The sequence below is a fragment of the Streptomyces sp. NPDC046931 genome (assembly GCF_040644655.1).
GTDB lineage: Bacteria > Actinomycetota > Actinomycetes > Streptomycetales > Streptomycetaceae > Streptomyces.
This window is the reverse complement of the sequence record NZ_JBEYWX010000001.1, coordinates 261,854-285,619: the sequence shown is the minus strand read 5'-3', so window position 1 is coordinate 285,619 and position 23,766 is coordinate 261,854. Positions and strand designations below refer to the sequence as shown.

General features: G+C 70.6%; 13 protein-coding genes and 2 pseudogenes. 10 read left to right on the top strand and 5 right to left on the bottom strand.

Going from position 1 to position 23,766, the window contains the following annotated elements; all coding sequences use genetic code 11:
• Positions 1 to 329 precede the first annotated feature (329 nt).
• Positions 330 to 1,019 carry a hypothetical protein gene (locus ABZ876_RS01265; protein ID WP_361772500.1) on the top strand — a complete coding sequence of 230 codons (690 nt, stop codon included), beginning with the start codon at positions 330 to 332 and terminating at the stop codon, positions 1,017 to 1,019.
• 427 nt (positions 1,020 to 1,446) lie between these two features.
• Positions 1,447 to 1,644: pseudogene (locus ABZ876_RS01260) on the top strand (IS982 family transposase); the annotation flags it as partial.
• Here the strand turns inward: ABZ876_RS01260 and ABZ876_RS01255 are convergent.
• Positions 1,642 to 1,872, bottom strand: a pseudogene (locus ABZ876_RS01255) (replication initiator); the annotation flags it as partial. The pseudogenes ABZ876_RS01260 and ABZ876_RS01255 sit on opposite strands and share 3 nt — an antisense overlap.
• A 539-nt stretch (positions 1,873 to 2,411) precedes the next feature.
• Between ABZ876_RS01255 and ABZ876_RS01250 the strand changes: the two are divergent.
• Positions 2,412 to 2,951 (top strand): hypothetical protein, encoded by a 540-nt coding sequence (locus ABZ876_RS01250; RefSeq protein WP_361772498.1) that lies wholly within the window; start codon positions 2,412 to 2,414, stop codon positions 2,949 to 2,951.
• A 152-nt stretch (positions 2,952 to 3,103) separates the two neighbouring features.
• Complete coding sequence (locus tag ABZ876_RS01245; RefSeq protein ID WP_361772496.1) at positions 3,104 to 3,547, top strand: MscL family protein; 444 nt, start codon at positions 3,104 to 3,106, stop codon at positions 3,545 to 3,547.
• A gap of 223 nt (positions 3,548 to 3,770) precedes the next feature.
• On the opposite strand, the gene ABZ876_RS01240 is transcribed toward ABZ876_RS01245, so the two are convergent.
• The 3 genes from ABZ876_RS01240 to ABZ876_RS01230 all read right to left on the bottom strand — a co-directional run bounded on the left by ABZ876_RS01240 (position 3,771) and on the right by ABZ876_RS01230 (position 10,032).
• Positions 3,771 to 5,312, bottom strand: coding sequence for an alpha/beta hydrolase (locus tag ABZ876_RS01240; protein WP_361772494.1), 1,542 nt, complete (start codon positions 5,310 to 5,312; stop codon positions 3,771 to 3,773).
• 127 nt (positions 5,313 to 5,439) lie between these two features.
• Entirely contained in the window at positions 5,440 to 6,984 is a 1,545-nt protein-coding gene (locus ABZ876_RS01235) for an alpha/beta hydrolase (protein ID WP_361772492.1), read from the bottom strand.
• A 96-nt stretch (positions 6,985 to 7,080) separates the two neighbouring features.
• Positions 7,081 to 10,032: a lysylphosphatidylglycerol synthase domain-containing protein gene (locus tag ABZ876_RS01230; RefSeq protein WP_361772491.1), complete on the bottom strand. Its 2,952-nt coding sequence runs from the start codon at positions 10,030 to 10,032 to the stop codon at positions 7,081 to 7,083.
• A 185-nt stretch (positions 10,033 to 10,217) separates the two neighbouring features.
• Here ABZ876_RS01230 and ABZ876_RS01225 point away from each other — a divergent pair, with 185 nt between their 5' ends.
• The 5 genes from ABZ876_RS01225 (at position 10,218) to nudC (ending at position 20,909) form a co-directional block, all read left to right on the top strand.
• Entirely contained in the window at positions 10,218 to 10,583 is a 366-nt protein-coding gene (locus ABZ876_RS01225; RefSeq protein WP_361772489.1) for an MGMT family protein, read from the top strand.
• Positions 10,584 to 11,029: 446 nt separating this feature from the next.
• A complete protein-coding gene (locus ABZ876_RS01220) occupies positions 11,030 to 14,518 on the top strand; it encodes an ATP-dependent DNA helicase (RefSeq protein WP_361772487.1) in 3,489 nt (1,162 codons plus the stop codon).
• 161 nt (positions 14,519 to 14,679) lie between these two features.
• A complete protein-coding gene (locus ABZ876_RS01215) occupies positions 14,680 to 18,354 on the top strand; it encodes an ATP-dependent DNA helicase (protein WP_361772485.1) in 3,675 nt (1,224 codons plus the stop codon).
• Between the two features lie 10 nt (positions 18,355 to 18,364).
• A complete protein-coding gene (locus tag ABZ876_RS01210) occupies positions 18,365 to 19,768 on the top strand; it encodes a dipeptidase (protein WP_361772483.1) in 1,404 nt (467 codons plus the stop codon).
• 199 nt (positions 19,769 to 19,967) lie between these two features.
• Positions 19,968 to 20,909, top strand: coding sequence for an NAD(+) diphosphatase (gene nudC / locus ABZ876_RS01205; protein ID WP_361772481.1), 942 nt, complete (start codon positions 19,968 to 19,970; stop codon positions 20,907 to 20,909).
• A gap of 62 nt (positions 20,910 to 20,971) precedes the next feature.
• Here the strand turns inward: nudC and ABZ876_RS01200 are convergent, their stop codons facing one another.
• Positions 20,972 to 21,214: a mycoredoxin gene (locus tag ABZ876_RS01200; RefSeq protein WP_361772479.1), complete on the bottom strand. Its 243-nt coding sequence runs from the start codon at positions 21,212 to 21,214 to the stop codon at positions 20,972 to 20,974.
• Positions 21,215 to 21,466: 252 nt separating this feature from the next.
• Here ABZ876_RS01200 and ABZ876_RS01195 point away from each other — a divergent pair, with 252 nt between their 5' ends.
• Entirely contained in the window at positions 21,467 to 23,674 is a 2,208-nt protein-coding gene (locus tag ABZ876_RS01195; RefSeq protein ID WP_361772477.1) for an ATP-dependent DNA helicase UvrD2, read from the top strand.
• The last annotated feature ends 92 nt before the right edge of the window (positions 23,675 to 23,766 follow it).

Sequence of the window (23,766 nt, the reverse complement as noted above, 5' to 3'; positions counted from 1 at the left end):
GCCGGGGTCTGAGGCAACCTCGCTCCGTAGGAGGGTGGGCGGTAGCGAGTAGTGTCCGGCCTGCTGAAATTCATCCGTGGCCGCCCTGGCCCGCTCGAGTTCGACAGTCGGGAGCCGCTAGGTGATCTTGCGCCGATAGAGGTAGCCCAGGCCGTTGCAGGCGATCTCGAGAATCGCTCTCGCATTGATTCCCGATGTGATATAAGAATCTAGCCTCTATGGTAGTTGTTTCGGGAACTTGGAATGCCGGGGGATGCTTAAGAATGCGTACAGAGGTGCGACGCAAGCGTGTGCCGTTCGTGGCACCCAAGCCCTCTCAATTGGACTCCGTGATTTCCGCGATCACGGCGGCGTCACCCACCATGCTGATTGAATTAATGGCATGCGCCAATAAAGGAACGGTTCGGGTGACGGGGGCCTCGCTGTCGGATCTGACTGCTCAGATGCCTGGAATTAGCGACGTCCACTATCTTAAGATTGCGGCGGCATCCAGCTCCGCCCCTCAGCCTGACTCGGTGGAGATGGAGTTCGGCGTCGAGAATGGTCTCCGAAAGTATCATTTCGTCAATGATTGGTTCAGGAGAATTAAGGTATGGGATATTCGTCTAACCGTCAAGAGTGCGAGTGTGAGTGAAGCCGATCGATTGTTCGCTGCAATGATGGCAGTCCTTAAGGGAGAAAAGATCAAGAGCTCGCCTGTCGGCGTCGCAGCCATTCTTCCTGCGGCCTCCGAGCTGTGTGGAATACTTTGGTTTTTTGTGTCGCTCTTGATAGGGGCCCCGGCGCGATATTATTCGCTCTCCCTGTTCTTGATTTTCTATTGGCGCGCTGCTCTTCTCGTTACTCCGACGTCGGTTGGCGTGTGGCTTCGTCCCCGTACCCCGTTTTTCAGTCTCTCCGGGCTTCTTTCTTGGCATCCGTCCGCGCGTGCACAGGCCGTATGGACTGTCGTTGGTGGTATAGCTGGCCTGCTTGCTCTGTTCATCTCCCTTTCTGCTTGGCTGGCGCCTAACGGTTGAAGGCATCGGAAGTCGCCTCCGGCTCCTACGCCCATTGCGAGGTCGGCTCCGCCTACGATTGCTGAAACATTCAGAGGTCGCGGCTCCCCTCTCCTTCTCGGGTTGCAGCGCACCAGCTCCCGGCCGTCGGCGAGAGCAGCTGCTGGCCGCGTACGCGAACCAGGAAACGTACGGGCCGGAACGCTGACGTACACGCGGTGGCGGCCGGGGACGACGACCAGGCCCAGCAGCTCCCCGACGACGGCCCGGCCGCCAGTCGGCTCGGTGTCGACGACCGCCAGGCCGTCACTGGCTGAGTGCCTCCAGCACGTCTAGGCCTTGGTTGCAGCAGTCGCCACAGTGAAAGCGATAGCGGCCGTCCTCACCTAGATGATCGATTCCAAGGGATCGGCTGCGCGAGCAAGGGGAGGGAGCCCAACGTCAGTGTGTGAAGACAGAGTTGGACTCCCTCGCCACCGCGCTCTATGTGAAGACCGACGGCCTGCTGACGGCATCACCGCATCTGGCGCCCTGGCGTCCGGCGGTCGGGATCGCTCCGCAACTGACCGATGCCGAGCTGGTCACGCTCGCGATGATGCAGGCCATTCTGGACTTCACCTCCGAGGCCAAGTGGCTTCGCCACAGCGTGTTCCTGGGCTGCGCGGTAGTCGGCGCGTTCCTGGCGGAGGGCGCCGAGGGTGGTCGAGTACTGGCGGGACTTGGTGGAGAAGTGACCGCGAAAGCCGAGCATGTGGGCCCAGGCCCACAGGCGGCGGTCCGGGTACAGGGGGTCGAGCGTCTTGCAGGCCTGGATGAGCCGACGGGTGTGGTCGGGGACCTGGTGGCGGTCGAGCTCGGCGAGTTCGCCGATGCGGTGACCGAGCGGCACGGTCTCGGCCTGCGCTACCGCGCCCGCTACGTCGGTCCTGACGGCACCGAGAAGTCAAAGGCGCATCCGCCTGCACGTCCTGCCCTATCTGGGCAGCCGCACCCATCCGGCTCGCCCTTGCGGGCTGGCCGCAGCAGCCTGTTGTCCTGCTCGGCCAACTGGTGCGTGCCTTCGGAGACGGCCCCGACACCGATGACGGCCCCACGACGGCCCAGGAGGGGTGAGCATGCAGGAAACACGGAGGTCACGGTCTATGCGACCTGACTTGCCGGTGTACTGATCAGCTCGCTGGCTGACCAGCGAGACAGAAGAAGCCCACGGCTCTGACCAGTTCAGATGCCGTGGGCTTCTGTCGTTGTTGTGAGCCGTCGCCGTGTGCGTGAACCGCTGATTGCCGCACGCGAGCCCAGACGCTGGGGCAGGAAGTCTTGGCGATGTTCTGACACACGGCCTGTTGACTCTGTGTTCCGCACGACGTTGGATCTTCCCAGTCCGTGCGGGTGCCCGGACAGAGAGCTGGGACGATGACTGAGGACGCCGGACCCGGGCTGATACGGGTGGTGTACTTCGAGCAGACGTCCGCGCTGATGATGGGCGCGGGCGCGGTGCTGTCCGAAGGACTGCTGCTGGCCCTGATCGGTACTGCTCGCCGGCTGGAGACGCTGCTGGTGGGAACGGTTGCGGTCACTGTTGTGTGCCTGGTGCTGCTGCCGCTTGGTTTTCGTCTCCCCGCCCGGCTTCGCCGCAGGTACGAGCATGCCGCGCAGATTGACAGCCTCGACGTGCCGCACGCCGGCCAGGACGCGGCGCGGCAGCTGTCCCTACGGTGCACGGCCGGCTTCGTCAGCGCGACAGTCTGTTGGATGCTGCTCATCGGCCTGACGTTCCATGAGGTGATGCCGCCCGTGATGCTGGTGCCGGTGGCCATGACCCAGTGGGCGCGGTCCCGGGCGACCGCGAACTGGGAGCGGGCGAACAGGGCAGCCCTGTGGCAGGGGGTGCCGGGACTGCTGGGTACCCGAGGTCCGGTATTCCGTGTGCCCTATTCATTTTCCCGGATGTGATCATTCATTCGATTGGCGTACCGGGTGCCGGTGGATTTTCGGCGGACGAGGGAAGAGTGTCTCCCGTGTCCGCGCGGTAACGCTCAAGGCGCGCGGAAGAATGTAGCGTACTGCCCGGCCCTGATCGGGGACCCTGTCGCGAGGAGCCGGGAATGCTCAAGGGTTTCAAGAACTTCCTGATGCGCGGCGATGTCATCGTCGTAGCCGTAGGCCTCATTGTCGCATTGGCTTTCAGCACCTTGATCAAGGCATTCACCGATTTTGTTATCAACCCCATCATCGCACGGGCTCAGGGCCGTAATTCAGTCGGATTGGGGTGGCAACTCGGCCGAGCGGGCAATAAGGCCACGTACCTTGATATCGGTTCTTTCATCTCGGCGGTCATCTACTTCATCGTCTTCATGGCCGTCGTCTACTTCCTTATCGTCGTACCGTACAAGCATTATTCGGCGCGGCACGGTGCGGTGGTCTTCGGAGAGCCGGGGCCCGTCAAGACATGCCCGGCCTGTCTGTCCGAGGACCTGCCGGCCGCTGCTGCCAAGTGCCGGTACTGCGCCACCGAGCAGCCGCCGGCGACCGGAATGCCGCGACCCTGATCGGACGGGGAGATCACCGCTGATTCCCCGTGCGGTCACAAGCTGGTGTACCGACCCGCGGTTTCGCCGACGCGAGACAGAACAGGCCCATGGCTCCGACCAGTTGTGGCCGTTCGCTGGTCGGCACGGTGCCAGGGGTGGCAGCACCGGCCCGCGGTCTTCGCCGGATTCCGGCCCGGCGACGGTGAGGAGGGCGCGTTGTACGCCTACGCCAGGTGAAGCCTCAGGCGCAGATCTTGCCGTCCTTCGGAACCGTGCCGTCCAGGAGGTACGCGTTCACGGTCGAGTCCACGCAGGCGCTTCCGCTTCCGTACGCCCCGTGGCCCTCGCCCTTCCAGGTGAGCTCGACACCGACGCCCTTGCCCAGCCCGTCGGCCATCTTGCGGGCGCCCTCGTACGGTGTCGCCGGGTCTCCGGTGTTGCCCACCAGCAGCACGGGCGCGGCTCCCGGCGCACTGACCTCCGGGTGGTCGACCTGTCCGGCCACCGGCCAGTCGTGGCACCAGCCGACCGTGTCCCAGCCCAGGTAGTCGCCGAACACGGGTGAGATCCTCTCGAACTCAGGCAGCAGTTGCTTCACCTGTCCGGCCGTCGGCCGCTGCTTCTCGTCCAGGCACGATATGACCCGCTGTGAGTGCGTCGTGGTGCCGTAGTGCCCCAGGGGGGTGCGGTCGTTGTACTGGTCGGCCAGCCGAAGCAGTTGGGAGCCGTTCCCGTTCCGTGCCGCCGTGAGGGCGCTGGTGAGGATGGGCCAGCTCTCCTTGCTGTAGAGCGGCAGCACGATGCCGGTGAGTGCCAGGGTCTGGGTGAGCTTGCGACCGGACGACGTCGGCAGCGGCTTGGCGTCGATCCGCTTGAGCAGGGCCGCTATCTCCCGGGAGCCCTGCCGGGGGTCCCGGCCCGTCGACGCGAGGTAGTTGTCCAGCGCGCGCTGGAAACCACGGGTCTGGTTCTTCGCATGGCCCAAGCTGTCGGCGGTCGGGTCGACCACGGCGTCCAGCACCATCCGCCCCACGTGCCGCGGGAACAAGTGGGCATACACCCCGCCCAGTTCGGTGCCGTACGAGATGCCGAAGTAGTGCATCGACCGGTCGCCGAGGACCTGGCGCATCAGGTCCATGTCGCGTGCGGTGTCGGTCGTCGACACATGTGCGAGCAGCTTCCCGGCCGCCTTCGCGCACCCCTTGCCGAAGTCGACGGCGTCATCCAGGTACGCCTTCTCCTCGGCGGCGTCGTCCGGTGTGGCGTCGATGGACTCGGCCGCCTGGATCGCCCTGTCGCTGCGGCAGCGGACGCCCTCGCTCCGGCCGACTCCGCGTGGATCCCAGCTCACCAGGTCGTATCGCTCGTGGAGCCTGGAGACCATGCTCGCGTACGACGGCAGCGTCGCGATGCCGGAGCCGCCGGGGCCGCCGAAGTTGAACAGGAGCGAGCCTATGCGCTTGCCGCCGGTCGCCCCCGACCGGATCAGTGCCAGGCCGATCGTGTCACCGCCCGGCTTCGACCAGTCCAGTGGCGCCCTCAGCGTCGCGCACTGCCAGTCGCCGCCCGGCACCGACGTGCCCTTGCACCGGCTCCAGCTGAGCTTCTGGCCGGTGAGCGAGGCGGGCAGGCCCGTCGGTCCGGCCTGCCGGTGCGCCGACGCCGGCGCACCGGAGCGGCCCTTGCCGTCGTCGTCGGTACCCGAGTCGGACGCACCGCTGCCGCAGCCGGTGATCAGCAGGGCGGCCGCGACCGCGGCCGTCCACCGTGCGAAACGTGGCATGTGCATCCCCCTCACGAGCCCTCCGCACGGAGCGGCGGAAAGCGGTCAGGCCATGGTAGGTGGATCGAGCCGAGCCCATGGCTGCCTGTGGACAACAGTCTGACCGGCACTTTTCCTCCGAACGGGATCAGGAACAGACGGTGCCCGCCGCGGGGACCCTGCCGTTCAGCAGATAGTTGTTGACGGCGGTCTGCACACACTTGTTCTTGCTGTCGTACGAACCGTGCCCCTGGCCCTTGTACGTCATTTCCACACCGACACCGGGTCCGAGCGCCTGCACCATCCTCCTCGCCCCCTCGTACGGGGTGGCCGGGTCGCCGGTGTTGCCGATCACGATGATCGGCGGGGCGCCGGGGGCGCTCACGTTCGGGTGGTCGGCTGCTCCGGCCACCGGCCAGTTCATGCAGCTGATCAGGCCCCAGGCCAGATAGTCGCCGAACAGCGGAGAGGCGCCCCGGAACCGCGGAAGCTGCGCCTTCACGTCGGCGACGGTGTACCGGGGCTTCTGATCCGCGCAGTTGATCGCGACGTTCGCGGGGATCAGATTGCTGTACTGGCCGTTCTCGTTGCGGCCGTTCAGCGCGTCCGACAGAGCCATCAGTACCTTGCCGTCACCCGCGTACGCCTGTACCAGGCCCTCGGTGAGGTATCCCCAGAAGTCCTTGGAGTACAGGGCCTGCGCGATGCCGTTGGTGGCGGCGGTCTGGGTCAGGCGACGGGGGAAGATGCCGGGGATCGGCTTCTTGTCGAGGTCTTTGAGCAGTTTGGCGATCCGGTTCTCGACGTCGCGCGGGGTGCGGCCGACCGGGCAGCCCGTGCTCTTCGAGGTGCAGTCCCGGGCGTAGTTGTCCAGCGCGAGCTGGAAGCCCTTGGCCTGGGCGAGCGAGCCCTGGACCGGGTTGCCCGTCGGGTCGACGACCGCGTCGAGGACGGCCCGCCCCACGTTCTTGGGGAACAGGTGTGCGTAGACGGCGCCGAGTTCGGTGCCGTACGAGATGCCGAAGTAGTGCAGTTTGGCGTCGCCGAGCACCTTGCGCATCAGGTCCATGTCGCGAGCGGCGTCGGTGGTGCGCACATGGGGCAGCACGTGGCCCGAGCGCTGCCGGCACCCCATGTTGAACTGCTTGATGCTGTTCACGAAGGTCTTCCGCTCGGCCGCGTTGTCGGGCGTCATGTCCTGCTGGAAGAACGCGTCGAGCTGCTGGTCGTCCTCGCACTCGACGCCCGCGCTGCGGCCGACCCCGCGTGGGTCGAAGCTCACCAGGTCGTAGCGGGTGCGCAAGGTCTCGTAGTCCGGTGCGAAGGCGGGCAGCGCGGTGATTCCGGAGCCGCCGGGACCGCCGAAGTTGAACACGAGGGACCCGATCCGCTTGCTCGGGGGGCCGCTGGACTTCGCCCGGATCAGCGCGACCCCGATGGTGCCGCCGGCGGGGTCGTTCCAGTTCAGGGGCGCCTTCATGGTCGTGCACTGCCACCGGCCGCCGTGCGGCAGGGGAGGGGGAGCACTGCCGCCGCCCTCCGACTCGGACGGCGCGGGGCAGTCCTTCCAGATCAGCTTCTGACTCGACAACTCCCCGTCCGCGAAGCCGCCGGCGCAGCCCGCCATCAAGGAGGGCAGGACGACGGCGGTGGCGGTCAGGGCGGCGGTCCGGATGCGGAGGCGGTTCGGCATGCTCCCATCGTGGGCCCGCATGGGGCGGAGCGCTCGGGGCGTGACCCGTGCGGGTGAGCGGCCCCCTCCACGGCGGCCGCGCCCTGGTACGCGTGCCTACAGCGCTTCCTTGCGCGTCAGATGGTTGAAGAACAGCCACCCCGGAAGGACCGGCAGCCACAGTGTCAGCAGCCGGTACAGCAGCACCGCGGGCGCAGCGACCTCCTTGGGCAGGCCGACGGCGATCAGCCCCACCGTGAGGGTCGCCTCGACCGCGCCCACGCCACCGGGGGTCGGGGCGGCCGAACCGAGCGCGTTGCCCGCCAGGAACACGACCGCGACACTGGCCAGGCTCAGCGTGGTGTGCTCCTCGTGCCCGAACGCCCGGATCGAGGCGTCCAGGCACATCACGAAGCACGCGGTCAGCAGCAGCATGCCGCCGATGCCGGTGACCAGCTTCTGCGGCCGCTGGAGCACGTCGAGCATGCGCGGCACGACACCCGCGAACAGCGACCTCACGCGCGTCACGACGAATTTCCGCAGGAACGGCACGGACGTCACGACCAGCACGAGCACCGCGACCGTCAGCAGACCGGCGATGACCGTGCGGGACGGCGACAGCGACGGCGTCTTCTCGGTGCCGGTGAGATAGCCGAACGAGAGCAGCATCAGCACATGGCAGCCGAGGCCGAACAGCTGCGAGGCGCCGACACTGGCCACCGCCAGCCCCGGCCGCACTCCCGCCCGTTGCAGGAAGCGTGTGTTGAGCGCGACACCGCCGACCGCCGCCGGCGCCACGATCTTCACGAACGACCCGGCGACCTGCGCCGCCACGGTCCGCAGGAACGGCACCCGCTCGGGCACGAAGCCGAGCAGCGCCATCGCCGCAGCGACATAGCTCAGCGCGGAGAAGAACACGGCGGCCGCCACCCAGCCCCACTCCGCGTTGGCGAAGAGCGTGCCGAACTCGATGTGCGTGAGCTGCGTCAGCAGGAAGTACGCGCCGATGGCGCCGGCCATGAAACTGATCAGCGTGCGCGGCCGCACCCGCTCCAGGCGGGCCGGTTCGACCGGCGCCTGCGGCCTGATCCGCAGCACCTGATGGCGGATCTGGGTGAGGAGATCCTCCTCACGCGCCTCCTCCAGGGCCTCGCCGATCGCTCGTTTCTCCGCCCGCTGCTCGGCGCGTACGGATTTCTTGTCGGGCTTGTCCAGGACGACCCCGGTGGCGTCGCCCGCCTCCGCACGGGCCAGTTTGTCCTGCCGGGAGGCTTCCAGGACCGCTTCCCGCTCGCGCTGGGCCCGCTCCCGGGCCAGTTTCCGCAGCGTCGCGCGCGTGGAGCGGGTCAGGGCGATCGGTTGCAGCATGGGCAGGCAGTCGGCGACCGCGTCCGGCCCGAGCACGGCGACCGCGGAGGCCACCGCCCGTTCGGCGCCGACCCGCAGCCCGAGCGTGGCCAGCAGCTGTGCGATGTCCATCCGCAGCACCAGATCGCCGGCCGCGATCTCGCCACTGCGCAGGTCGGTGAGGATGACGGTGCCGGAACGATCCACCACTATGGCGTCACCGGCGAGCCGGCGGTGCGCGATGCGCCGCGACTGCAACGCCCGCACCTGATGCCAGGTGTCGTGCAGCAGCCCGTCGGTGATCTCCTCGTCGGCCAGCTGGTCCAGAGTGCGGCCGCCGGTGTGCTCGTAGACGAGCATCACCGCGTCGGGGCCCAGCTCGGACGTCGCGATCAGCTTGGGCGCGTTGGCGCCGGCCGCGATGGCCGCGTACGCGAGGAGCGCCTCCTGCTCCAGGGCCTGGCGCAGCGACTGAAGGCTGCGGCGGGTGGTGATCCCGCGCAGTGTCAGGCGCCGCCACACCCGGTAGAAGAAGCCCTGGGCCTGCTGCTCGCGGTCGACGACCGTGACGTCCAGGGGCGGGCCGTCCTCCAGCGTGACGAAGTAGCGGCGGCCGCGGTCGCCGTTCTCCGCCGTGTCGGGCATCTCCTCGCGCGCCGCGCTCACCGGGCGGAAGCCCACGGTGCGCAGGCCCGCCATCAGGGTCCGCCCGGTGGGCCGTACGTTCGGCGAGCCGACCGCGTACAGCGTCCCCGCCGCGATGCTCCAGCCGATCAGCACCGTGAGGATGATCGAGAAAGGAGTCGTGTAGCCGGTGACCAGCATGGAGAAGGCGTCGAGCAGCAGCACCACCCACAGCACGGCGCGCCAGCGCGGTCTGCGGGACATGCCCACGGCCGTCATATAGGCGATGACGGGCGCGAGATAGCCGTGCACCGGGTCGGTCAGGGCGTGGATGTCACCGGGGGAGGGCTGGGTGAGCGCGTCCTGGATCGAGGGCGGTGCGGCCCTGGCGACCCACAGGTCCGTGGCGAGGGTCACCCCATGGGCGAGGACCGCCGCGAGGACGCCGTCGGCGATGCGCAGACCGTCCCGCTTGATCAGCCGTTCGATCGCGAAGGCGACCGGCACCAGCAGGATGGCGATGCTCGACGCCAGACCCGCGATCCTGATCAGGAGATCGGGTGCCTGTCCCGTGCCTTTGTTGATGTCCTGTTCGAGCCCTGAGGTGGTGCCGTGCGCGAACGCGGCGATGGCGAGCAGCACCGCGATCGCGAGGATGCCCACCAGGAGGCGCATCAGATCGGACGGGCGGTGCACGCGCGCGGGAAGCAGCGGTTCGTCGCCCTCCACCTCGTCATTGGAGGCGCCGGCAGGGGCCGAATCCGGGGCGGTCGGGCGCGACGCGTTCTCCGGCTCCCGGGCGTTCTCCGGGCGCGGCGCGCTCACCGGGCCCTGCACGTTCTCCGGGCCCTCGTCGTTCCCCGGCCCCTGGGCGTCCTTTCCCTGCGGCCCGTCGTCCTCGTCGTGCGCCTGCGCCTCCTGGTGTGGCTGCCCCTGCTGCGGCTGCTGGGCCTCCTGCGGCGGCTGGGCTTCCTGCTGCGCCCGCGTCTTCTTGTGAGCGTTTGCGCCCGCGTCATGCCCCGCGGCGGCGGTGTCCGGGCGCGACGAACCCTCAGAGGTGCCCTCCGCTCCGTCGGGGTGCACTCCCTGCTGCTTCATCGTCTCTTCTTGGTCTCGTATCACCGGTCACCGCCCGCACGATGGTGGCATGCCCGCCCGACACACGGGGGCATCAGGGTGCAAATGCGGGGGCGCACAGTCTGCCCGAAGCGCCGCACCGGGGCGAGGGCCGAACCCGGCCGCTCCCCCTCACATTGTCGGTGGCGTGCGGCAGGATGGGGCGGATGAGCGAGCAGAGCCTTCCGGTGGACGCCCTGCCGGAGTACGCGGAACGGGTCCTTGACCTGGCCGAACGCATCCCGCCGGGGCGCGTCATGACGTACGGGGACGTGGCCGAGTGGCTGGAGGAGGGCGGCCCGCGCCAGGTGGGACGCGTAATGGCCCTCTACGGGGGAGCGGTCCCCTGGTGGCGCGTGGTCCGCGCCGACGGAGTACTCCTTCCCGGGCACGAACTGGACGCCCTCGGCCACTACCGGGAGGAGGGGACCGCCTTGCGGGAGGCCGGCCGCGCGTCCGAGGGGCATCTGCCGCGCGTGGACATGAAGCGGGCGCGATGGGACGGCGACGAATGCGCGAAAGGTCACACCTGACAGCTTCCGGCATCGCAGGCGCCGGACGGGAAGCCGTGCCCCGTACGGGGGAAGCGCGGCACGTCGGTGACATGCCGTACGTTCGTGCATTAAGGGACGGCGGGGATCCCAGGGCCTACCGGGAATTCGGTGACCTGAGAGGCCTTCGGGATCGGAGGGACCTGCGGGATCGCAAGGGCCGGCAGGAACCGAGGAACTCCCGGGAACGGGGCCTGGGGGAACAGCGGGGCCTCTGTGGGCGTAGGGCGCCTCGGGAACTCGGGGAAGGCCTGCTTCCGCAACCGTCCCGGGCGTAGCGTCAACGGCGCGCGTCCCCCTCATCCCGCAGCCACCGCTCTCCCCGCACGGCGGCCCTGCCACCCGCGGCCCGACCACCACCCCCCGACGACGGCGTCCCGCGCCGACAGCCACAAGCCCGAGCACGACCACCAGGACCGGCGAACCACGTGAGCTCCTCTTCCTCCACCAGGCGCCTGCCGCACCCCCGGGTGCGGCAGGGGAGCCGTGGCGCGTACCGACTGGTGCGTACCCCGCCCGTCCGGGTGGATCCCCCTCGACTGGACGCAACCCAGCGCGACGTGGTTGACCACCGGGCCGGCCCCCTGCTCGTCCTCGCGGGCCCGGGCACCGGCAAGACGACCACACTCGTGGAGTCCGTGGCCGCCCGGATCGCCCGCGGCGGCGACCCGGAACGCATCCTGGTGCTGACCTTCAGCCGAAGGGCCGCCGTCGACCTGCGGGACCGCATGGCGCTGCGCACGGGCGCGGCACACGCCCCCCAGGCCACCACGTTCCACTCGTTCTGCTACGCCCTCGTCCGCGCCCACCAGGACAGCGACCTCTTCGTGGAGCCCCTGCGGCTGCTGTCCGGCCCCGAGCAGGACGTGGCGGTGCGCGAGCTGCTCGCCGGGCAGCCCGACCTGGAGCGCCTCGGCCTCGCGCATGTGCGCTGGCCCGATGAACTCCGCGCCTGCCTCACCACCCGCGGCTTCGCCGACGAGGTGCGCGCCGTGCTGGCCCGCAGCCGTGAACTGGGCCTCGGCCCCGGGGCCCTGCGCCGCTTCGCCCAGCGCATAGGCCGTCCCGACTGGGAGGCCGCCTCCGCGTTCCTCGCCGAGTACCTGGACGTCCTCGACCTCCAGGGAGTCATCGACTACGCGGAGCTGGTCCACCGCGCCGTGCTGCTGATCCGCCGCCCCGGGGTCGCCGCGCGACTGGCCGCCCGGTACGACGCGATCTACGTGGACGAGTACCAGGACACCGACCCGGCGCAGGTCCGGCTGCTGCGGGCGCTCGCGGGCGGCGGAAGGACCCTGGTGGCCTTCGGCGACCCCGACCAGTCGATCTACGCCTTCCGGGGCGCCGACGTGGGCGGCATCCTGGACTTCCCCAGCTCCTTCCCCCGCCCGGACGGGGCCCCCGCGCCCGTGCACGTCCTCAGGACCTCCCGCCGCTCCGGCGCCACCCTTCTGGCCGCCACCCGGCTGCTGACCCAGCGCATGCCACTCACCCGCCTCCCGGCGGACAAGGTGCGCGCCCACCGGGAACTCGCGGCGGTACGGGACGGGGGCCGCGTCGAGGTCTACACGTACCCCACGCCCGGCACGGAACTGGACAACATCGCGGACATCCTGCGCCGGGCGCACCTGGAGGACGGCGTCCCCTGGGGCGAGATGGCCGTTCTCGTACGCGCCGGAGCCCGCACCCTCCCGACTGTCCGCCGCACCCTCACAGCCGCCGGAGTCCCTCTCGACATCGACGGAGACGACCTGCCGCTGCGCCACGAGCCGGCCGTGACACCCCTGCTGACGGCACTGCGCGCGGTGGCCCGGGCGGAGGCCGAGCACATCGAACGCGGCTCCGACAGGGCGGCCCAGGGCGCAGTGCACGCCGGTCTCGGGTCCGACGAGGCGGCGCAGGGCACCGCGCATGCAGATCCCGCTGTGCAGGACACCGCGCACATCGACGCCGGGTCCGACGAGGCCGCGCAGAGCACCGCGCACGCCGAGCCCGGCACCGGTGAGGCCGCACACGACGAGGCGCACCCCGAGTGCTGGCTCGACACCGAGACCGCACTCACCCTCCTCACCTCCCCCCTGGCCGGCATGGACGCCGCCGACCTGCGACGCCTGGGCCGCGCCCTGCGCGAGGAGGAGCGGGCCGCCGGCAACCCCGTACCGCCGCCCTCCGACCAGCTGCTCGCGCGGGCCCTGGCCGAACCGGAGCGCCTGGTCGCGCACGACCCCGCGTACGCGCGCGGAGCCCAGCGCCTGGGCGCGCTGCTCAGGAAGGCACGTGAACGACTCGCGGGCGGAGGCACGGCCGAGGAGGCGCTGTGGGAACTGTGGGACGGCACCCCATGGCCCAGGCGCCTGGAGAGCGCCTCCCGGCGCGGCGGTGCCGCAGGCCGCAACGCGGACCGCGACCTCGACGCCGTATGCGCCCTGTTCGCGACCGCGGCGCGCGCCGAGGAGCGCACCGGCGGCCGGGGCGCCCTCAACTTCCTGGAGGAGATCGAGGCCCAGGACATCGCCGCCGACACGCTGACCCGCCGCGCCGTACGTCCCGACGCCGTACGTCTGATGACCGCGCACCGCTCCAAGGGGCTCCAGTGGCGCCTGGTCGTCGTCGCCGGCGTCCAGGAAGGACTGTGGCCCGACCTGCGCCGTCGGGGCTCCCTGCTGGAGGCCGACCGCATCGGCCGCGACGGACTCGCCGAACCCCTCACCCCCGGCGCGCTGCTGGCGGAGGAACGCCGGCTGTTCTACGTCGCCTGCACACGCGCGCGTGAACGCCTGGTCGTGACCGCGGTGAAGGCCCCCGCCGACGACGGCGACCAGCCCTCCCGCTTCCTCACCGAACTCGGTGTCGAACCCAGGGACGTGACCGGCCGCCCGCGCCGCCCGCTGGCCGTCGCCGCTCTCGTCGCCGAACTGCGCGCCACGACCGTCGACCCGCGCGCTTCCGACGTCCTCAGGGAGGCCGCCGCCCGCCGGCTGGCCCGGCTCGCCGCGCTCACCGACGACGACGGCCGGCCCCTCGTGCCCTCCGCGCACCCCTACCGCTGGTGGGGCATGTGGGACCCGACCGAGAGCAAGGTGCCGCTGCGCGACCGAGACCATCCCGTGGTGCTCTCCGGCAGTGCACTCGACCAGCTCGCGAACACCTGCGCCTTGCAGTGGTTCCTCGGACGCGAGGTGAAAGCCGACGCACCCGCGACGGCCGCCCAGGGTTTCGGCAACGTGGTCCACGTCCTCGCCGACGAGGTCGCCTCCGGACGCACCCCCGCCGACCTCGACGTGCTCATGGAACGCCTCGACTCGGTGTGGAACGCGCTCGCCTTCGACGCGCCGTGGAAGTCCGAGCAGGAGAAACACCACGCGCGCGTGGCGCTCGAACGCTTCCTTGAGTGGCACGTCGACTCCAACGGCGTCCGCGCCGGGCGCACCCCGGTGGCCAGCGAGCACGACTTCGACGTCACCCTCGCGGCGGGCGACTACCAGGTCCGTATCCGCGGTTCCATGGACCGCGTCGAGACGGACGGCGAGGGCCGCGCCTACGTCGTCGACTTCAAGACCGGCAAGCAGACGCCCAGCGCCGCCGAGGTGGCCCGCCATCCGCAGCTCGCCGTCTACCAGCTGGCCGTGCGCGAGGGCGCCGTCGACGACGCCTTCGACGGCCGGCGGCCCGAACCGGGCGGCGCCGAACTCGTCCAGCTGCGTCAGGGGGCCGCCAAGAAGGACGGCGGCGACACCCTGCCCAAGGTGCAGGCGCAGGAACCCCTCGACGGGCAGTGGGTCGGCGAGCTGCTGGCCACCGCCGCCGGCAAAGTCCTCGACGAGCGGTTCTCCCCGACCGCCGGGCAGCACTGCACCCACTGCGCCTTCCGCGCCTCGTGCAGCGCACGGCCCGAGGGCCGCCATGTCGTGGACTGAGCCCACCGAGCCGGCCGGGCCGGCACCCCGAAACGGAACAGTGAGCGAGCACACGAGTACCGCGCTGTGCCACGCGGCAGCACACGCGCCGACCAGCGCTTCTCCAGCCCCGGCAGACCGTCCGGCGTCCGCTGTCAGTGGCCCCCGCTAGCCTCTCCGACGTGCCCGCCCGTATCACCGACCCCGAGCAGCTCAAGGAGCTCCTCGGTATCCCGTTCACCCCGGAGCAGACGGCCTGCATCACCGCGCCGCCCGCCCCGCAGGTGATCGTGGCCGGAGCCGGGTCGGGCAAGACCACGGTGATGGCCGCCCGTGTGGTGTGGCTGGCGGGCACCGGACAGGTCGCACCCGAAGAGGTCCTCGGCCTCACCTTCACCAACAAGGCGGCCGGAGAACTCGCCGAACGCGTCCGCACCGCACTGGTCAAGGCGGGCGTCACCGACCCGGACGTCATCGACCCCGACAACCCGCCCGGCGAACCCGTGATCTCCACGTACCACGCCTTCGCTGGCCGCCTGCTCACCGACCACGGCCTGCGCATCGGCCTGGAACCAGCCTCCCGGCTACTCGCCGACGCCACCCGCTACCAGCTCGCCGCGCGCGTGCTGCGCGAGGCCCCCGGCCCCTACCCGGCGCTCACCCGCTCCTTCCCCGACCTCGTCAGCGACCTCCTCACCCTCGACTCCGAACTGTCCGAACACCTCGTACGGCCGGAGGACCTGCGCGCCCACGACGCCGAACTGCTGCACACCCTGGAGCGCGTCCGGCTCACCAACGCCGATCTGCGCAAGGTCCCCGAGACGGCCGCCGCCCGCCGGGACCTGGCCCAGCTGGTCGGCCGGTACCGCGCGGCCAAACGCGAACGCGACCTCCTCGACTTCGGCGACCAGATCGCCCTCTCGGCGGCCCTCGCCCGCCTCCCCGAGGTCGGCCGCATCCTGCGCGACGAGTACCGCGTCGTCCTCCTCGACGAGTACCAGGACACCTCGGTGGCCCAGCGCGTCCTGCTCGCCGGACTCTTCGGCGGCGGCACCGGCCACCCCGTCACCGCCGTCGGCGACCCCTGCCAGGCGATCTACGGCTGGCGCGGCGCCTCCGTCGCCAACCTCGACGACTTCCCCGAGCACTTCCCGCACGCCGACGGCCGCCCCGCCACCCGCCAGGCCCTCAGCGAGAACCGCCGCAGCGGCGGCCGCCTCCTCGACCTCGCCAACGGCCTCGCCGAGCCGCTGCGCGCGATGCACGCGGGCGTGGAGGCACTCCGCCCCGCCCCGGGTGCCGAACGCGACGGGCAGGTTCGCTGCGCCCTGCTGCGCACCCACGCCGAGGAGATCGACTGGATCGCCGACTCCCTCGCCCACCTCGTGCGCACCGGCACCGCGCCCGGCGAGATCGCGGTCCTGTGCCGCACGGCGACCGACTTCGCCCAGATCCAGGCAGCGCTCGTCGCCCGCGACATCCCGGTCGAAGTGGTGGGCCTGTCCGGGCTGCTGCACCTGCCCGAGGTCGCCGACCTCGTCGCGGTCTGCGAAGTCCTCCAGGACCCCGGCGCCAACGCCTCCCTGGTCCGCCTGCTCACCGGCCCGCGCTGGCGCATCGGCCCCCGCGACCTCGCCCTCCTGGGCCGGCGTGCCCGGCTCCTCGTCTCCCACACGCGCGTCGGAGACGACGACCCGGACCGACGGCTCGCCGCAGCCGTCGAAGGCGTGGACCCGTCCGAGGTGATCTCGCTCGCGGACGCCCTCGACACCTTCCTGGAACTGCCCCTGGAGGCCGACCGCGAGGACGACGGGCTGCCGTTCTCGACCGACGCGCGCGTACGGTTCGCCCGCCTCGCCACCGAACTGCGCGAACTGCGCCGCTCCCTCGCCGACCCGCTGATGGACGTGCTGCACCGCGTGCTCGCCGTCACCGGCCTGGAAGTCGAGCTGTCCGCCTCCCCGCACGCCCTGGCCGCCCGCCGCCGCGAAACCCTGTCGAATTTCCTGGACATCGCCGCGTCCTTCGCCGCCAACGACCCCGACGCCTCCCTGCTGGCCTTCCTCGGCTTCCTGCGCACCGCCGCCCAGTACGAGAAGGGCCTCGACAACGCCCTGCCCGGCGGCGAGAACACCGTCAAGGTCCTCACCGCACACAAGTCCAAGGGCCTGGAGTGGGACGTCGTCGCCGTCCCCGGACTGGTCACCGGCACCTTCCCCAGCAGCCAGGGCCGCGAGAAGTGGACCGCCCAGGGCAAGGTGCTGCCCCACGCCCTGCGCGGGGACACCGACACCCTGCCGGACGTCGAATCCTGGGACTCCCGGGGCCTCAAGGCCTTCCACGAGGCCATGAAGGAACACCAGCACACCGAGGAGCTCCGCCTCGGCTACGTCACCTTCACCCGCCCCCGCTCCCTGCTGCTCGGCTCCGGCCACTGGTGGGGCCCGTCGCAGAAGCGCCCCCGGGGGCCCTCCGCCTTCCTCCAGGCTCTTCACGACCACTGCGCCGCCGGCTACGGCGAGATCGAGGTCTGGGCCGACGAACCCGCCGAGGACGAGGAGAACCCGGCACTGCACGAGGCCGCCGCCGACCACGCCTGGCCGCTGCCGCTGGACGAGACGGCACTCGCCCGCCGCAGGGCCGCCGCCCAGACCGTCCTGACGCATCTGGAGCAGGTCACCTCGCCGGACGCCCCCCACACCGCCGCCGCCCACAGCCGCTCCGCCCACGATCCCTCCGCATACGACGACGACCCGGAGTGGCCGCCTCCACCGGACGACGAGGAGCTGTACGGGCCGGACGAACAAGATCGCTACGGACGGGACGGCGACCTGCACGGGCCGGGGGACGACCCGTACGGGCCGGGGGATGACCTGTATCGGCCGGACGGCGAAGACCTCCACGGGCCGACCGGCGAAGACCTGCACGGGCCGGATGACGACCCGTACGAGCCCGGTGACGACCTGTACCCGCCGGACGACGAAGACTCCTACGGGCCGGACGCCGGGACGAGCCACCCGCCGTCGGCCCCGCCGGCAGCCGCAGCTCACGCGCGCGTGCCCCGCGACGCCCGCACCCCGGCCGTCCCACACCCCCGCCGGCACCCCGCCGAGGACGCCCCCGCGCTCACCCCGGAAGAGACCCGAACCATCGCCTCCTGGGACCGAGACCTGGACGCCCTCACCGGGGAGCTGCTGCGCGCCCGCACAGCCGTCACCGACGTACCCCTGCCGCCGTCCCTGACCGCCTCCCAGGTACTGCGGCTGGCCGCCGACCCCGACGGGCTCGCACAGGAACTCGCACGCCCCATGCCCCGCCCCCCGCAACCCGCGGCGCGCCGAGGCACCCGCTTCCACGCCTGGGTCGAGGCACGCTTCGAGGAACTGCGCCTGCCCATGCTGGAGCCCGATGAGCTGCCCGGCAGCGAGGCCGAGATCGCCGACGAACGCGACCTGGAAGCCCTCAAGGACGCCTTCGAACGCACGCCCTACGCGCAGCGCACCCCCTACCGCGTCGAGGCCCCCTTCCAGCTCGCCATCGCCGGACGCGTCGTCCGCGGCCGCATAGACGCCGTCTACCGCACGGACGACGGCGACGGGACGTCGTACGAGATCGTCGACTGGAAGACCAGCCGCACCCGCACCGGCGACCCGCTCCAGCTCGCTCTGTACCGGCTCGCCTGGGCCGAACAGCAGAACGTTCCCGTGGACACCGTCAACGCCGCGTTCCTCTACGTCCGCAGCGGCGAGGTCGTACGCCCCGAGAGCCTCCCGGACCGGGTTGCGCTCGAGCGGCTGCTGCTCGGGGAGACCCCCGGCCAGGAACCGGCGGACCAGCACGACGGTGCGGGCCGATAGGCTCGTGAGCATGAGCCAGACCCCGGACAGCGCCGTCCGCACGTACATCGACAGCCACCGCGCCGCCTTCCTCGACGACCTCGCCGAGTGGCTGCGCATCCCGTCGGTGTCCGCCCAGCCCCAGCACGCGACAGACGTGCGGCGCAGCGCCGAGTGGCTCGCCGCCAAGCTCCGCGACACCGGCTTCCCCACCACCGAGGTCTGGCCGACCGACGGCGCCCCCGCCGTCTTCGCCGAGTGGCCCGCCGACGACCCGCAGGCACCCACCGTCCTCGTCTACGGCCACCACGACGTACAGCCCGCCGCCCGCGAGGACGGCTGGGACAGCGACCCCTTCGAACCGGTGATCCGCGAAGGCCGCCTTCACGCGCGCGGGGCCGCCGACGACAAGGGCCAGGTGTTCTTCCACACACTCGGCGTGCGCGCCCACCTCGCCGCCACCGGCCGCACCACCCCCGCCGTCCACCTCAAGCTGCTCATCGAGGGGGAGGAGGAGTCCGGCTCCCCGAACTTCCGCACCCTCGTCGAACAGCACGCGGACCGCCTGGCCGCCGACGCCGTGATCGTCTCCGACACCGGCATGTGGTCCGCCGACACCCCCACCGTGTGCACGGGCATGCGCGGCCTCGCCGAATGCGAGATCGTCCTCCACGGCCCCGACCAGGACATCCACTCCGGCTCCTTCGGCGGCGCCGTCCCCAACCCCGCCACCGCGGCCGCCCGCCTGGTCGCCGCCCTGCACGACCAGCACGCGCGCGTGGCCGTACCCGGCTTCTACGACGGCGTCACCGACCTCACCGACCGTGAACGCGCCCTCTTCGCCGAACTCCCCTTCGACGAGGAACAGTGGCTGCGCACCGCCAGATCCACCGCCACCCACGGCGAGACCGGCTACACCACCCTGGAACGCATCTGGGCCCGCCCCACCGCCGAGGTCAACGGCATCGGCGGTGGCTACCAAGGCCCCGGCAGCAAGACGATCATCCCGTCCTCGGCCACGGTGAAGCTCTCCTTCCGGCTCGTCGCCGGACAGGACCCCGACCACATCGAGAAGGCCGTCCGCGCCTGGGCCGCCGGCCAGCTGCCCGCCGGAATCCGGCACGAGATCACCTTCGGCGCGGCCACCCGCCCCTGCCTCACCCCCCTCGACCACCCCGCTCTGCAATCCGTCGTACGCGCCATGGGCCGCGCCTTCCAGCGGTCGGTCCGCTTCACCCGCGAAGGCGGCTCCGGACCGGCCGCCGACCTCCAGGACGTGCTCGGCGCACCCGTCCTGTTCCTCGGCATCTCCATCCCCTCCGACGGCTGGCACGCGCCCAACGAGAAGGTGGAACTCGACCTCCTCCTCAAAGGCGTCGAAACCGCCGCATACCTATGGGGCGACCTCGGGGAGAACTGGCACCATGCCGACTGACGACCTCCGGGAGAACCGGCGCCATGCCGACTGACGATCTCGCGGCCCGGACGGCCGGCCGCACGGGCCGCGGGGCACGGCACACTGGAAACGCCGCCCCGCACGCCCAAGACCCGCCGGACCCGGTCCCACCCCGGCCGAACGTCCCGCCGAACCGCCCGCCGAAACAACCGTTGCACCGGGGGAGTTGGAAACACTCGTGACCACCTGGACCGACCACACCGCCGACCGGCCCATCTCGCTCACCGCCCCGAGCGGCATCGACCGGGCCGCCCACCACCGGCTCGACGAGGCATGGCTCGCCGCGGCGTGGAGCCACCCCACCACCCGCTGCTTCGTGGTCTCCGGCGGCCAGGTCCTCATCGACGAGACGCCCGACGGCCGGACCGAACTCGTCATGACCCCCTCCTTCGAAGCACCCCTCACCGAGGCCCACCGCTACTTCCTCGGCACCGGCCAGGACGGCGTCAGTTACTTCGCACTCCAGAAGGACGCCCTCCCCGGCCGCATGGACCAGTCCGCACGCCCGGCCGGCCTGCGCGAGGCCGGACTGCTGCTCTCCCCCCGCGACGCGGGCCTCATGGTCCACGCGGTCGCCCTGGAGAACTGGCAGCGCATGCACCGCTTCTGCTCACGGTGCGGCGAACGCACCGTCATCGCCGCCGCCGGACACATTCGCCGCTGCCCGGCCTGCGGCGCCGAGCACTACCCGCGCACCGACCCCGCTGTGATCATGGCCGTCATCGACGACAAGGACCGCATCCTCCTCGGCCGCCAGGTGCACTGGCCCGAAGGCCGCTTCTCCACCCTCGCCGGCTTCGTCGAACCAGGCGAGTCCATCGAACAGTCCGTACGCCGCGAAGTCTCCGAAGAAGCAGGCATCACCGTCGGCGAGGTCCAGTACATCGCCAGCCAGCCCTGGCCCTTCCCCTCCAGCCTCATGCTCGGCTTCCTCGCCCACGCCACCACCACCGACATCAACGTCGACGGCGACGAGATCCACGAGGCCCGCTGGTTCTCCCGCGAGGAACTGAGCGCCGCCTTCGCGTCCGGGGAGGTCCTGCCCCCCTACGGCATCTCCATCGCCGCCCGCCTGATCGAGCTCTGGTACGGCAAACCCCTGCCGACCCGGAGCGTGTGACAAGAGGCGGTCCCCGGGAAACCCCGGGGACCGCCTCTCACACAACCGTGACCGTGCGGGCCTCACACGCCGATCTTCTGCTTGACCTGCGCCAGCGACGGGTTCGTCAACGTCGACCCATCCGGGAACAGCACCGTGGGAACCGTCTGGTTTCCGCCATTCGCCTTCTCCACGAACGCCGCGGACTGCGGGTCCTGCTCGATGTTGATCTCGTTGTACGCGATGCCCTCACGGTCCAGCTGGCTCTTCAGCCGATGGCAGTAGCCACACCACGAGGTGCTGTACATCGTCACAGTGCCCGGCATGTCTGTTGCGCTCCTTCACGGCTAGGGATGCGTGCTCTGCTTGCTCGCTCAGAAGGCAACGCACGCGAATCTCCCACCATTCCCGCCGCCCCTATGCCGCTATACCGCCGCCCTGCGCCCTGCGCCCTGCGCCCTCCGCCGCACCGGTACCCGGCCCCACCCCGGCCCTCGCCCTCGGCATTCATACGACTGCAAGCGCCCCCCTGTGGACAACCACCGCACCCGTCTCCCGAGACCTGGCAGCATGGCGGGGTGACAGCAGCAACGCACTCCACCCTCTTCCCGCAGGTTCCGGACTCGGCCGACGCGGTGCTCGAAGGGCTCGACCCCGAGCAGCGCGCCGTGGCGACCGCCCTGCACGGCCCGGTGTGCGTACTGGCAGGAGCCGGCACCGGCAAGACACGAGCCATCACCCACCGCATCGCCTACGGAGTCCGGGCCGGCATCCTCCAGCCGTCCAGCGTGCTCGCCGTCACCTTCACCAACCGCGCCGCGGGCGAGATGCGCGGCCGCCTCCGCCAACTCGGCGCCGCCGGCGTCCAGGCCCGCACCTTCCACTCCGCCGCCCTCCGCCAGCTCCAGTACTTCTGGCCGAAAGCCGTCGGCGGCAGCCTCCCGCGCATCATCGACCGCAAGATCCCCCTTGTCGCGGACGCGGCCGCCGCCTGCCGCATCCGCCTCGACCGCAACGAACTGCGGGATGCAACCGCCGAAATCGAATGGTCCAAGGTCACCCAGACCGTCCCCGCCGACTACGCCGCCGCAGCCGCCAAAACCGGCCGCGAATCCCCCCGCGACCCCGCCGAGATCGCCCAGCTCTACGCCGCCTACGAAGACCTCAAACGCGAACGCGCCGTCATCGACTTCGAAGACGTCCTGCTCCTCACCGTGGGCATCCTCCAGGACCGGCACGACATCGCCGAAGAGGTCCGAGCCCAGTACCAGCACTTCGTCGTCGACGAATACCAGGACGTCAGCCCCCTCCAGCAGCGCCTGCTCGAACTGTGGCTCGGCGACCGCGACAACCTGTGCGTCGTCGGCGACGCCAGCCAGACCATCTACTCCTTCACCGGCGCCACCCCCGACCACCTCCTCGACTTCCGCATCCGCCACCCCGGAGCCACCGTCGTCAAACTCGTCCGCGACTACCGCTCCAGCCCCCAGATCGTCCACCTCGCCAACGGCCTCCTCGCCCAGGCCCGCGGCCGCGCAGCCGACCACCGCCTCGAACTCGTCTCCCAGCGCGACCCAGGACCCCAACCCCTCCACACCGAACACGCCGACGAGCCCGCCGAAGCCGAAGGCACCGCCCGCCGCATCCGCGATCTCCTCACCCGCGGCGTACCAGCCGCGGAGATCGCCATCCTGTTCCGCACCAACTCCCAGTCCGAGATCTACGAACAAGCCCTCGCGGACGCCGGCATCCCCTACCAGCTCCGCGGCGCCGAACGATTCTTCGACCGCCCCGAGGTCCGCAAAGCCGGCATCGCCCTGCGCGGCGCCGCCCGCTTCGGAGCCAACGACTCCCTCCTCGACGACGCAGTGGACCTGCCCTCCCAGGTGCGCGCCGTCCTGTCAGGCGAAGGCTGGACTCCCACACCCCCGGCAGGCTCCGGCACCGTCAGAGAACGATGGGAGTCCCTGGCCGCACTCGTGAACCTCGCCCAGGACTTCGCCGCGGCAAAACCCGCCGCCACCCTCGCCGACCTCGTCGCGGAACTCGACGAACGCGCAGGCGCCCAGCACGCCCCCACCGTCCAGGGCGTCACCCTCGCCTCCCTGCACTCCGCCAAGGGCCTGGAATGGGACGCCGTCTTCATCGTCGGCGTCTCCGAAGGCATGATGCCGATCACCTACGCCAGAACCGACGAGCAGATCGAAGAGGAACGCCGTCTGCTCTACGTCGGCGTCACCCGGGCGAGAGAACACCTCCACCTCTCCTGGTCCCTGTCCCGCACACCGGGTGGTCGTCCCAACCGGCGCCCGAGCCGCTTTCTCGACGGACTGCGCCCCGGCTCGTCCGCCACCTCCGGCCGTGCCCCATACGGCGGCACCGGCGGAACCAGCGCAATCGAACACGGCTACGGCACCCCAGCCACGAGCCTCACCCCTCGTCGCACCAGCAGGACTCCCGCCCGCTGCCGCGTCTGCGGGCGCACCCTCTCCGACCCCGGCGAGATGAAGCTGATGCGCTGCGACGACTGCCCCTCCGACATGGACGAAGGCCTCTACGAAAGGCTGCGCGCGTGGCGGGCCGAGCAGGCCCACCGCAGCGGCCAGCCCGCGTTCTGCGTCTTCACCGACAGGACCTTGATCGCCATCGCCGAAGCAGCCCCCGACGACGAGGGCGAACTGGCACGCATCCCCGGCGTCGGAGTCCGCAAGCTCCACCGCTACGGCGCCGAAGTTCTTGCTGTCTGCGCAGGTCGCGACGGGCACGAACAGGACGACGACGACTGATACCAACTCGTCGAAAAAATAGTTTGCGCATGCCCCAGCAATCCCCATAGGTTCTAAGCCACGGGAACGGCGGCCTTCTCGAAGGCCCCGAT

Excerpts from the sequence above, each read along its gene's own strand:
- ABZ876_RS01250 (WP_361772498.1), top strand. The coding sequence starts at position 2,412 with ATGACTGAGGACGCCGGACCCGGGCTGATACGGGTGGTGTACTTCGAG.
- ABZ876_RS01245 (WP_361772496.1), top strand. The coding sequence starts at position 3,104 with ATGCTCAAGGGTTTCAAGAACTTCCTGATGCGCGGCGATGTCATCGTC.
- ABZ876_RS01240 (WP_361772494.1), bottom strand. The coding sequence starts at position 5,312 with ATGCCACGTTTCGCACGGTGGACGGCCGCGGTCGCGGCCGCCCTGCTG.
- ABZ876_RS01235 (WP_361772492.1), bottom strand. The coding sequence starts at position 6,984 with ATGCCGAACCGCCTCCGCATCCGGACCGCCGCCCTGACCGCCACCGCC.
- ABZ876_RS01230 (WP_361772491.1), bottom strand. The coding sequence starts at position 10,032 with ATGAAGCAGCAGGGAGTGCACCCCGACGGAGCGGAGGGCACCTCTGAG.
- ABZ876_RS01225 (WP_361772489.1), top strand. The coding sequence starts at position 10,218 with ATGAGCGAGCAGAGCCTTCCGGTGGACGCCCTGCCGGAGTACGCGGAA.
- ABZ876_RS01210 (WP_361772483.1), top strand. The coding sequence starts at position 18,365 with ATGAGCCAGACCCCGGACAGCGCCGTCCGCACGTACATCGACAGCCAC.
- ABZ876_RS01200 (WP_361772479.1), bottom strand. The coding sequence starts at position 21,214 with ATGCCGGGCACTGTGACGATGTACAGCACCTCGTGGTGTGGCTACTGC.